The sequence below is a fragment of the Flaviramulus sp. genome (assembly GCF_982512915.1).
On the sequence record NZ_CEWOCJ010000001.1, the window covers coordinates 304,927 to 316,542 of the forward strand.

The 11,616-nt window shown below is 31.7% G+C and carries 8 protein-coding genes; 5 read left to right on the forward strand and 3 right to left on the reverse strand.

All coding sequences use genetic code 11. The features are described 5' to 3' along the window. Window position 1: 1 nt before the first annotated feature. Genes AC1XJX_RS01410 through panC form a run of 3 tightly spaced genes read right to left on the reverse strand, consistent with a single transcriptional unit; the run spans window position 2 to window position 2,180 of the window. Window positions 2–961 carry a lysylphosphatidylglycerol synthase transmembrane domain-containing protein gene (locus AC1XJX_RS01410; RefSeq protein WP_482002172.1) on the reverse strand — a complete coding sequence of 320 codons (960 nt, stop codon included), beginning with the start codon at window positions 959–961 and terminating at the stop codon, window positions 2–4. A 3-nt stretch (window positions 962–964) separates the two neighbouring features. Continuing rightward, the gene (gene panD / locus AC1XJX_RS01415; protein ID WP_482002173.1) at window positions 965–1,315 is read right to left on the reverse strand and encodes an aspartate 1-decarboxylase; all 351 of its coding nucleotides are present in this window, start codon (window positions 1,313–1,315) and stop codon (window positions 965–967) included. Window positions 1,316–1,328: 13 nt separating this feature from the next. Further along, window positions 1,329–2,180: a pantoate--beta-alanine ligase gene (gene panC, locus AC1XJX_RS01420; RefSeq protein ID WP_482002174.1), complete on the reverse strand. Its 852-nt coding sequence runs from the start codon at window positions 2,178–2,180 to the stop codon at window positions 1,329–1,331. Between the two features lie 197 nt (window positions 2,181–2,377). Here panC and AC1XJX_RS01425 point away from each other — a divergent pair, with 197 nt between their 5' ends. From AC1XJX_RS01425 to AC1XJX_RS01445, 5 genes are all read left to right on the forward strand, one after another. Next, a complete protein-coding gene (locus AC1XJX_RS01425) occupies window positions 2,378–3,187 on the forward strand; it encodes a glycogen/starch synthase (protein ID WP_482002175.1) in 810 nt (269 codons plus the stop codon). Between the two features lie 24 nt (window positions 3,188–3,211). Next, entirely contained in the window at window positions 3,212–4,864 is a 1,653-nt protein-coding gene (gene bamH, locus AC1XJX_RS01430; protein WP_482002176.1) for a BamH family beta-barrel-assembly machinery protein, read from the forward strand. A 120-nt stretch (window positions 4,865–4,984) separates the two neighbouring features. Further along, window positions 4,985–6,838 (forward strand): glutamine--fructose-6-phosphate transaminase (isomerizing), encoded by a 1,854-nt coding sequence (gene glmS / locus AC1XJX_RS01435; protein ID WP_482002177.1) that lies wholly within the window; start codon window positions 4,985–4,987, stop codon window positions 6,836–6,838. A 309-nt stretch (window positions 6,839–7,147) separates the two neighbouring features. Then, on the forward strand, window positions 7,148–9,970 hold the full coding sequence (locus AC1XJX_RS01440) for a TonB-dependent receptor (RefSeq protein WP_482002178.1): 2,823 nt from the start codon (window positions 7,148–7,150) through the stop codon (window positions 9,968–9,970). Between the two features lie 5 nt (window positions 9,971–9,975). Further along, window positions 9,976–11,577 (forward strand): SGNH/GDSL hydrolase family protein, encoded by a 1,602-nt coding sequence (locus AC1XJX_RS01445; protein ID WP_482002179.1) that lies wholly within the window; start codon window positions 9,976–9,978, stop codon window positions 11,575–11,577. Window positions 11,578–11,616 lie beyond the last annotated feature (39 nt).

Sequence of the window (11,616 nt, forward strand, 5' to 3'; positions counted from 1 at the left end):
TCTAAAGAGATTTTTTTCGATTGAAAATAGGCAAATATATTAAAGATAAACCTCCAAAAATTATAATTAGAAGTGTTTGGGAAGTCCACATAATCCAACCTAATGCTCGACTTGGATCTTCGGGAAGATTAAATAATAAAAATGCCAAAACTAAAGCTTCAGGATACGAACCAATGCCGCCATTTGTAGCTGCAATACTAAAGCTACCTGCTATAAAAGCTATTAATACAGCTGCAAAAGGAATATTAGATGTTTGTTCAAGTGAAAAAGTAGTTACATAAAACATAAGCACATACATGAGCCAGATAAACAGGGTGTGAAAAATAAAAGCCCATTTCTTTTTCATTTTAAAAATACTTAAAGCACCTTCAATTAAACCGTTTATAAAAGTTTTAATTTTCAAGGCAACTTTAGAGTTACTTCTTTTTATATATCTTAAAAAAATGAGTACTAATAGTAATAATGTAATGAATCCTAAAATAATTTTAAGTGGGTCGAATTTGTCTATTAAAAATGCATAAATAAATTCAAACTCCAGAAAAAGCGTAATCATTATAATTCCTAACATAACAATAACGTCTGCAATACGCTCAGCAACTATGGTCCCTATACCTTTTTCAAAAGGAACAGCTTCATAATTTGTTAAAATAGAAGCTCTTGCTACTTCTCCTGCTCTTGGAATGGTATAATTAATTAAATACGTAGCAAAAACTGCCATGATACTATTACCAAATTTAATATGATATCCCATTGGCTCAAGCTGAAAACGCCAGCGGTATGCACGAGATAAGTGACTTAAAAGCCCAAAAAACATCCCTAAAACAACCCAAAAATAATCTGCTTTTTTAAAATATAGAAGTAACTCTGTTAAAGATATTTGGGATAAAGAATACCAAACCAAAAGAACTCCTAATAGTAATGGGAGTATAATTTTTAATAAACTTCTCGTTTTTTGATTCAAAATCTACTTTAACAAGTTTGTTGTCTCGTCTGGAAATACCAATGATGGTTTAAAAACTTTTGCCTCTTTAATATCCATAAAAGCATAAGTTATTAAAATTAAAGTATCGCCAACTGATACTTTTCTGGCAGCGGCTCCATTTAGTGTGATTTCACCAGTTTTTCTAGGTCCTGGGATGCAGTAGGTTTCTAAACGTTCACCATTATCATTATTAACAATTTGAACCTTTTCTCCCTGTATAATATTAGCAGCATCCATTAAATCTTCATCAATGGTAATACTTCCTATATAGTTAAGTTCTGCACCCGTGCATTTAACTCTATGAATTTTAGATTTTACTACTTGAATTTGCATGTGGCAAAGATAATTAATTTAAAGCGATATTATCAATGAGTCTGATATCATCTGCATATACGGCAATAAACGCTCTATATACTTTTATGTTTGATTTTTGTTTAATTGGCTTTAAGGTTTCAGCATCAGCAATTAAAAAATATTCTAGTTTTAATAAATCATGCTTTTTAAACTGATTTTCAACCCATTCCTGAACTTTATTAGCACTTTTTGTGCCAAAATGTTCTTTGGCAGTTTTTAAGATTTCATATATAAAAGGTGCTGCTGCTTTATAATTTGGTTTTAGGCGTGTATTTCGAGAACTCATAGCTAAACCATTGCTCTCTCTATGAATTTTACAACCAAGTATTGTAACTGGTATATGATATTTTTCAACTAATTTTTTTATAATGGCTAGTTGCTGAAAATCTTTTTCACCAAAATAAGCGTTATCTGGTTTTATAATTTCTAAAAAACGCTTCACAATAGTACCAACGCCATCAAAATGGCCGTTTCGAAATTTACCTTCCATTTCAAATTCCAGTCCATCAAAGTCAAATTTTTGAGAAACTGTATGGCCTTCATACATATCCTGTACAGAAGGCGCATAAACTAAAATGTTTGTTTTACTAACTGTTTTTAGAAGTGTTATATCACTATCTAAAGTTCTTGGATATTTTGCTAAATCTTCTTGATTATCAAACTGTGTGGGATTAACAAAAATAGTAACAACAACTTTGTTATTATTTTCTAAAGCTTTTTTTACTAATTGCAAATGCCCTTCATGCAATGCTCCCATAGTTGGAACCAAGCCCAATGATAGCTTTTTTGCTTTTAAAGCATTTATTTTTGTTACAATTTGTTGTTTTTCTGTGTAAACTTCCACTATTTAATAAAAAATTAATGGGTGCAAACTTAAGATTTTACAATCAATTAGCATAAATTTTTGTATTTTTGCATGTTTTTTATTTTGAATTTTAAATGTTTAGCTCTTTAAATATGAGCTTTATGAAATTTAAAATTTTTAAAAATTAATAATCGCTGATGTTTCAAACATCATTATAAGTCAACAAAAACAAACATATGAAAGATAAGAGGATATTATATGTATCATCTGAAGTAGTGCCTTATTTACCTGAAACTGAAATTTCTTCTATGTCCTTTGAAGCACCTAGGCTCGTAAATCAACAAGGTGGCCAAATACGGATTTTTATGCCTCGTTACGGTAATATAAACGAAAGAAGACATCAATTACATGAAGTTATAAGATTATCTGGTATAAACTTAGTTATTAACGATTTGGATATGCCACTTATCATTAAGGTTGCATCTATTCCTAAAGAACGTATACAGGTTTATTTTATTGACAATGATGAATATTTTAAAAGAAAAGCTACCCTTACAGACGAAGAAGGTAATTTGTTTTCGGATAACGACGAAAGAGCAATTTTCTTTGCAAAAGGTGTGATTGAAACTGTAAAAAAATTAAATTGGTCTCCAGACATCATTCATGTTCATGGTTGGCTAGCATCATTGTTACCAATCTACTTAAAAGAATATTATAAAGATGAGCCTTTATTTAACGAAAGCAAAATAGTTACTTCAATATATAACAAAAGTTTTAACAATACCTTAAATAAAGATATGGTTAATAAGATTAAATTTGACAATATTAACGAAGATGTTATAAAAGTATTGGAAGAACCTTCATACAACAACTTAATGAAAGTTGCAATTGATTATTCTGATGCGTTAATTGTTGGGTCTGAAAATATACCTGAGGAATTGGAAACATACTTAAAAGCATCTAACAAACCTATTTTAGAATATAAAAGTAAAGATGAATTTGGTCAAGCTTACACAACATTTTTTAATAATACCGTTTTAAGCTAAAACCAAACATTCATTAAATTACCTATGAAAAACAAAATTATAGCCCTTAAATTCCCTGCCTTTTTTTTATTATTTGTTATAACTTTTATTGCTTGTGACAGAGATTTTAATGTGATTGAAAGTGATGTTCTTGGAAAAGGAAATACAAATTTCACTACTAATGATACTATTATATCTGTTTTAGCTTACAATAAAAAACTAGATTCACTTCAAATAAATAATTTAGCATCAAATTTGTTTGGTATTTTTAATGACCCTGCATATGGAAAAACTACTGCTAGTATTGTAACACAAATTACTCCCGTATTTTATAATCCTGATTTTGGTATCGATCCCGTAATAGATTCTGTGGTTGTCAACATTCCATACTTTAGTACTGTAATTGGAGTTGACAATGAAGGAAATACAACATATTCATTGGATTCAATTTATGGTAATCAAACATCTGAAATAAAACTAACTATATATCAAAATAATTATTTTTTAAGAGATTTTGATCCAACTTCCGAGTTAAATAGTACTCAAAATTTTTATTCAAATGCAAACTCTACTTCTAATTCTGTATTTACAGGAAATAGTATCGTAAATTTTGACGATCATATAGTAACTACAATTCATGAGGACACCGCATTTCTTCCAAGTGCAGAAGCTATTGAATTATGGACTATTTCTGACGGAGACACAACAAAAACTAGGTCTGCTCCTGCTTATCGTGTTGTTTTAAATGACCCGGAAGACATCTTGTATTGGAAAAACACTATATTAGAAAGAGAAGGAACATCAGACCTTAGTAATTCTAATAATTTTTATAATTATTTTAGAGGTTTATACATTAAAGCAGAATCGGTTAGTAGTGATGGAAACATGATTTTACTAAATCTAAATTCATCAAGTGCCAACATTAGTATTTATTACACAAAAGGAATAGCTGAAGCGAGAACCCAATCTAATTATAATTTTACTTTTAATGGTAAAAAGCTTAATACATTTATTAACGATTACAATTTAATAAACCTGCAAAACGGAGATAAAACATTTGGAGACGAAAAACTTTATTTAAAAGGGACATCGGGATCAATGGGTGTTATTGATTTATTTGAAAATGAACAGGGATTAGAAAATTTTATAAGTCGTTATAGAGTATCTGATGGTAATGGTGGATATGAAAAAGATACCAGTACAGGTTTATACATTTTAAAAAGGCTTATAAATGAAGCACATTTAGAAATTTATGAAGATGAAACTATAAATACAGGGTCATTTGGTAGTGATTTTCATAGATTCGACCGTATTTATGCATATGATATTAAAAATAATTCTCCAACTGTTGATTACCAATTAGACCCAACAGAAAATAACAGCGCTTTTAGCTCAAAAATAATCAGTTTAGGCCAAAGAGATACAATTTCAGGCAAATATAAAATACGCCTCACAGAACATTTAAATAGTATATTACTTCGAGATTCTACAAATACTAAAATAGGTTTAGTTTTATCAAATAATGTAAACTATAATGTAACTAATGAGATTTTAAATAGTAATGATGATGTTACAGAATTTCCTCCAGCGGCAATAATAAGTCCAAGAGGTACAATTATACATGGCAGTAATTCAAATGTTCCAGAGAATAAAAAATTAAAACTCAAAATATTTTTTACAGAGCCAAATCAAAATTAAAAATATTTTAACCGTTAATACTATTGTTTTTTGACCCAAATGACAACAAATAAGTTTAAACTTATTTGTTTTTGAAATATTTACTTTGAAATTGAACACTAAACAAAATCTATATTAATTATGTGTGGAATTGTAGGATATATAGGACCTCGAGAGGCTTATCCAATTATAATTGAAGGTTTAAAAAGACTTGAATATAGAGGTTATGATAGTGCTGGTATTGCGATTTTTGATGGAACTAATCTTAAGGTATGTAAAACTAAGGGAAAAGTTTTAGATTTAGAAAGCAAAGTAAATAGAGAAATAACCAAACAAGGAAATGTTGGTATTGGGCATACTAGATGGGCTACCCATGGTGTGCCTAATGATATAAATTCACATCCACATCTATCAAATTCAGGCGATTTAGTTATCATACATAATGGTATTATTGAAAATTATGAATCCCTAAAACAGGAATTGATATCTAGAGGTTATACTTTTAAGTCTGATACAGATACAGAAGTTTTAATTAATTTAATAGAAGACGTAAAAAAACAAGAAGATGTTAAACTAGGTAAAGCAGTACAAATTGCTCTAAACCAAGTTATTGGAGCTTACGCTATCGCGGTTTTTGATAAGACTAATCCTGGAGAAATTGTTGTAGCTCGTTTAGGAAGCCCTTTAGCAATAGGCATCGGAGTAAATGATGATGAATTTTTTATTGCTAGTGACGCTTCACCTTTTTTAGAATATACAAAAAAAGCTGTTTATTTAGAAGATGAAGAAATGGCTATCATCAGATTCAAAAAAGGTGTTAAAATAAGAAAAATTAAAGACGACTCTTTAGTTGATACATATGTACAAGAGCTTCAACTTAATCTTGAGCAAATAGAAAAAGGCGGTTTTGATCATTTCATGTTAAAAGAAATTTATGAACAACCCAAAGCTATAAGAGACACTTATAGAGGTAGATTATTAAGAGAAGAAGCTATCATCAAAATGTCTGGGGTTGAGGATAACATGAAAAAATTCCTTAATGCTAATCGTATAATCATTATAGCTTGTGGAACTTCATGGCATGCAGGTTTAGTTGCTGAGTACATATTTGAAGATTTAGTAAGAATTCCTGTAGAAGTAGAATATGCTTCAGAATTTAGATATAGAAATCCTATTATAAACGAAGGTGATGTTGTTATTGCCATTTCACAATCCGGTGAAACAGCAGATACACTTGCCGCTATCAAATTGGCAAAATCTAAAGGCGCTTTTGTTTTTGGAGTATGCAACGTTGTAGGTTCATCAATAGCAAGAGAAACTCATGCAGGAGCTTACACACATGCTGGCCCAGAAATAGGTGTTGCATCAACTAAAGCATTTACTACTCAAATTACTGTTTTAACACTTATAGCCTTAAGACTTGCTCGTGCAAAGGGCACCATAAGTAGTTCTGATTTTCGTCAACATTTACTTGAGTTAGAATTAATTCCTAAAAAAGTTGAAAAAGCTTTAAAATCTGATGAACACATAAAAATGATTGCAAATATTTATAAAAATTCTCGCAATTGTTTATATCTAGGAAGAGGGTATAATTTCCCAGTTGCCTTAGAAGGTGCTTTAAAGCTAAAAGAAATTTCATATATTCATGCAGAAGGTTATCCTGCTGCAGAAATGAAGCATGGCCCAATTGCATTAATTGATGAAAATATGCCTATTGTAGTCATAGCAACAAAAAAAGGACATTATGAAAAGGTTGTTAGTAATATTCAAGAAATAAAATCTAGAAAAGGGAAAATAATAGGTATTGTTACTGAAGGCGATACTCAGGTTAAAAATCTAGCAGATCATGTGATAGAAGTACCTGAAACTTTAGAATCATTATCTCCTTTATTAACCACTATACCTCTTCAGCTACTTTCTTATCATATAGCTGTGATGCTTAATAAAAATGTTGATCAACCTCGAAATTTAGCCAAATCTGTAACGGTTGAATAAGAAATTAAAAAACCTTTAGTCTAAACTAAATCGAAATCCATCTATACTTAAAAGTTGTTTAACTAAACTTAAGTGATAAAATTGGAATAAACCATAAATTTCAGCTTTTCAAATTTAAAATCAAATTAAACTCTTTAAACAAGTTATTTTCATATTCTTGTTTTTTAAGCTTATTTTTGTTAAACTTATATTTTTTTTAAGGGTTTTTTGTGAAAAAAGAACTATGCGTGCATAATTTTTTTTATTTTTACTCCTAAGTAAGATATTATATACATATATTGCTGAACTTAATTAAACTAAATTAGATAGATGAAAACAATTCTCCCATTTTTCCTATTGCTTTTTTGTGGATTAACTTTTTCACAAACAACAATTTCTGGTTCTGTTGTTGATGATACCAATCAACCTATTCCAGGAGCAAATATCATTGTTGTTGGTACCTCAACGGGTACAGTAACTGACTTTGATGGTAAATTTACACTTACTTACAATCAGAATCCACCATTTTCTGTTCAAGCAAGTAGTGTAGGTTTTGAAACTGTTACGATTGAAGTAACTGAAAACAATCAAAAAATTAATTTTATTTTAAAAGAAGGAACCTCTCTAGATGAAGTTGTAATTTCTGCGTCTAGAACTCCTGAACGAATCTTTGAATCACCGGTAACTGTTGAGCGTTTTGGCCTTAAAGAAATTAAAAACACAGCTTCAGCTGATTTTTATGATGGTTTAGAGAACTTAAAAGGTGTTGATGTAAATACCAATAGTTTAACTTTTAAGTCCATCAATACAAGAGGTTTTGCAACTTTTGCTAATAATCGATTTATGCAATTGGTTGATGGTATGGATAACTCTACACCTGCACTTAACTTTCCAATCGGAAACTTAGTAGGTATGACTGAAACGGATGTTTTAAGTGTTGAGCTCCTACCCGGTGCCTCTTCTGCTTTATACGGAGCTAATGCCTTTAATGGTATTTTGTTTATGCGAAGTAAAAATCCTTTTGATCATGCAGGTATAAGTGTTTCTCTTAAAGGAGGCGTTACTTCTCAAGAAGCAGCTGGAACAAATGAATATAAAGATTTAAGCTTTCGTGCGGCCTATAAATTTAGTGATAAGTTTGCTGCTAAAATCAATTTTGGTTATTTAAAAGGAACAGATTGGGCTGCTAATAGTGAGGTTGATAAAACAAATATTGGAGGTACTCGTGCAAACATTGATTATGATGGGGTTAACGTTTATGGTGATGAAGTTTCAACAAACCTTAAAGCTGTTAAAGAAAGTCCTACATTTTTAGCTGGACTAGCAGCAGCAGGAGGAAGTCCAGCAGCAGCAAGTTTAGTCCCTGACGTTGTAGTATCCAGAACAGGATATAATGAAAGTGATTTAACTAATTACAATGCCGAAAGTATTAAATCAGATTGGGGGTTATATTATAGACCATGGGAAGATGATTTTGAGGTGTCTTACGTTGGAAAAATAGGTACAGGTTCTACAATATATCAAGGGACAAATCGATATAATATTGCTAACTTTTTTCAAGAACAACATAAATTAGAAATTCGTAATGATAATTTCTTTATAAGAGGATATGTTGTAGCTGATAAAGCTGGAGATTCTTATGACATGGTATTTACAGGAGTAAATATTAACCGAGCTTGGAAAGATGACAACACTTGGTTTGGTGAATATACTGGCGCATATATTTCTGCAACACTTGCAGGAGCAACAGATACACAGGCGCATGCCGCGGGTAGAGCAACGGCAGATACAGGGCGTTTTTTACCAGGCTCTCCCGGATTTCAATCTGCGTTTGATGCTAGTATAAATAATCCTGATTTAACAACAGGCTCTAAATTTCAAGATGCATCTAAATACTACCATTCAGATGCCAATTACAATTTTAGTCATTTAATTGATTTTGCTGATATTCAAGTTGGTGGATCTTACAGAAGATATAGTTTAAATTCTTCAGGTACTATTTACACTGATTTAGATGGTCCAATAGATTACTCAGAATTTGGTGTTTATACTCAAATTCAAAAAAGTTTAGAATTAAACGAATCTTTAGAATTAAAACTTACAGGATCTATGCGTTACGATAAATCAGAGTTCTTCGACGGATTTATATCTCCAAGAATATCTGCTGGTTTAACTGTTAATAAAAATCATAACATCAGAACTTCTGTACAAACTGGTTTTAGAAACCCAACTACTCAGGATTTATTTATTGGATTAGACGCCGGTAGAGCCGTTTTAGTTGGAGCTGCACCAGAAAATTTGGATAGATGGACTAGAACTTATACGCTAGGTGATTCTAGATCAGCGTTTGATTTAAGTCAGGCTTCACAATCATTAGGAATCCCTACAACAATAACTCGAACAGGAGCCGACGCATACAATAATTCTTATACAGCGAGTTCAGCACTAGCTCTAGCTGCTTCTGGAGATCCTTCGGTTTTAGAAATTGCAAATCCAGGCCTTGTAAAGCCAGAACAAGTAACTTCTGCAGAAGTTGGATATAGAGGTAAATTTAATAATCTTATTATTGATTTTAGTGCATATTATAATAGTTACAAAGATTTTATTTCTCAAGAAGTTGTAGTTTCTCCTCTATACGGAACTGTTGGAGATGGTTCGCTATCCATTTTAGCATTAGCAAACGGAGATAGTCAAGCATACAGTACCTATACAAACTCTGAAGCAAATGTAAATTCTTATGGTGCATCCATTGGTGTTTCTACTAAAGTTTTTGGTGACTTTGATTTAAGCGGTAGTTATACCTATGCTAAGTTAGATTTTGACAGAAAACAATATCCAGATTTTACAACGAACTTTAATACCCCTGAACATAAGTTCAAAGCATCTTTTGGAAATACTGAATTATTTAAAAATTTTGGCTTTAATATTGCTTACAGATATAGTGATGATTATTTCTGGGAAGCTACCTTTGGGAATGGTATTGTTCCAGAATTTCATGTGGTAGATGCTCAAATCAATTTACAGGTTCCAAGTTTTAAATCTACTTTTAAAGCAGGAGCTACTAACTTGTTAGGCGATGAATATTTTACAGCATTTGGTACAGGAAATATTGGATCGATGTACTATTTATCATGGACAATTAACAACTTATAATAATTATGAAAAAGAATTTAAATAGTACAAAATATTTATGGCTGTTAGTTATACTTTTAAGTTTTACAGCTTGTAACGAAATTGAAGACGTTTTAGCAGATAATAATATATTTCCTGCCGAAGAATTACCAGAATTAACTTCTGGAACAGCTAACTTTTCTAACTATGTTGCCATTGGCGCTTCGTTTACAGCAGGATATACTGATGGGGCTGTTTTTATAGCTGCACAAGAGAATTCTTTCCCAAATATTTTATCCAAAGAATTTGCTAAAATTGGAGGGGGGAACTTCGCACAGCCATTAATGAATGACAATACTGGAGGCTTGTTAATTGGAACAACTCCAGTAGCTGCGTATAGATTAATTTTTAATGGTTCAGGACCACAACGCTTAAATGATTTCTTAACTGGAGTTGGTGCTCCAACACCACCTATTACAACAGATGCATCTGTTAATTTAGGTAGTAGCTTCAATAATGTTGGAGTCCCTGGTGCAAAAAGTTTTCATGTTACCTTTCCAGGTTATGGTAGTTTTAACCCTTATTTTGGAAGAATGGCTTCATCTGCTTCGGCTACTATGCTTGGAGATGCATTGAGTCAAAATCCAACATTTTTTACACTTTCTGAATTAGGAGGTAATGATGTTTTAGGATTTGCAACTTCAGGAGGTTCAGGTGTTGACCAAACTGGAAATTTCAATCCTGCAACTTATGGTAATAATGATATTACAGACCCAAATGTTTTTGCTAGTGTCTTTAGCGACGTTGTTACTGCTTTAACTAGCACAGGTGCCAAAGGCGTAGTAACTAATGTGCCTTACATAACTGATTTACCTTATTTTACAACCATCCCTAATAACGCTTTAGTTTTAGATGCTACAACAGCAGGGCAATTAACAGGGTTTTTTCAAGCAGTAAGTGGTATCTTTTTACAAGGCGCTCTTTTACAAGGTGTTCCTTTAGCACAAGCACAGGCTTTAGCCGCTCAATATGCAATTACATTTAACGCTGGTCCCAATAGATTTTTAATAGACGTTCCGGTAACACAATCTAATCCATTAGGATTTAGACAAATGACTGAAAATGAATTGCTTCTCCTTCCAATAGACAGAGCAGCATTAGCACAAGGTTATGGTACGGTTTCTCTTTCTAATGAAGTTTTACAAGTATTGGGAATTCTTCAAGCTGGAGGCACGCCAACACCTCAACAGGCAGGATTGGTTTTAGCAGCTGTTAATGGTATTGATGATAAAGATGCTTTGGATACTGATGAGCTAGCAAGTATAAAAAATGCTACCGATGCTTATAATCAAACAATAGCTGCCATTGCTAACTCAAACGAGAATATAGCTTTAGTGGATTTAAACGTTATTTTAACTGAATTAGCTTCAACAGGAATTAGTTTTGATAACTATACGTTTAATGCCAATTTAGTTACAGGTGGTGCCGTTAGTTTAGATGGTATACATTTAACTGCTAGAGGTTATGCTTTTATGGCTAACAAATTTTTAGAAGCTATTGATAATCAATTTGGTTCTAACTTTGTTGCCTCAGGGAATGTTGCTAATGTGGGAGATTACCCAACAAATTATTCGCCATCTTTACAATAGTAACTACTGTAAAGATAAATAAAAAAGCACCTTGAATAT

Excerpts from the sequence above, each read along its gene's own strand:
- glmS (WP_482002177.1), top strand. The coding sequence starts at position 4,985 with ATGTGTGGAATTGTAGGATATATAGGACCTCGAGAGGCTTATCCAATT.
- bamH (WP_482002176.1), top strand. The coding sequence starts at position 3,212 with ATGAAAAACAAAATTATAGCCCTTAAATTCCCTGCCTTTTTTTTATTA.
- panD (WP_482002173.1), bottom strand. The coding sequence starts at position 1,315 with ATGCAAATTCAAGTAGTAAAATCTAAAATTCATAGAGTTAAATGCACG.
- AC1XJX_RS01440 (WP_482002178.1), top strand. The coding sequence starts at position 7,148 with ATGAAAACAATTCTCCCATTTTTCCTATTGCTTTTTTGTGGATTAACT.
- AC1XJX_RS01445 (WP_482002179.1), top strand. The coding sequence starts at position 9,976 with ATGAAAAAGAATTTAAATAGTACAAAATATTTATGGCTGTTAGTTATA.
- AC1XJX_RS01425 (WP_482002175.1), top strand. The coding sequence starts at position 2,378 with ATGAAAGATAAGAGGATATTATATGTATCATCTGAAGTAGTGCCTTAT.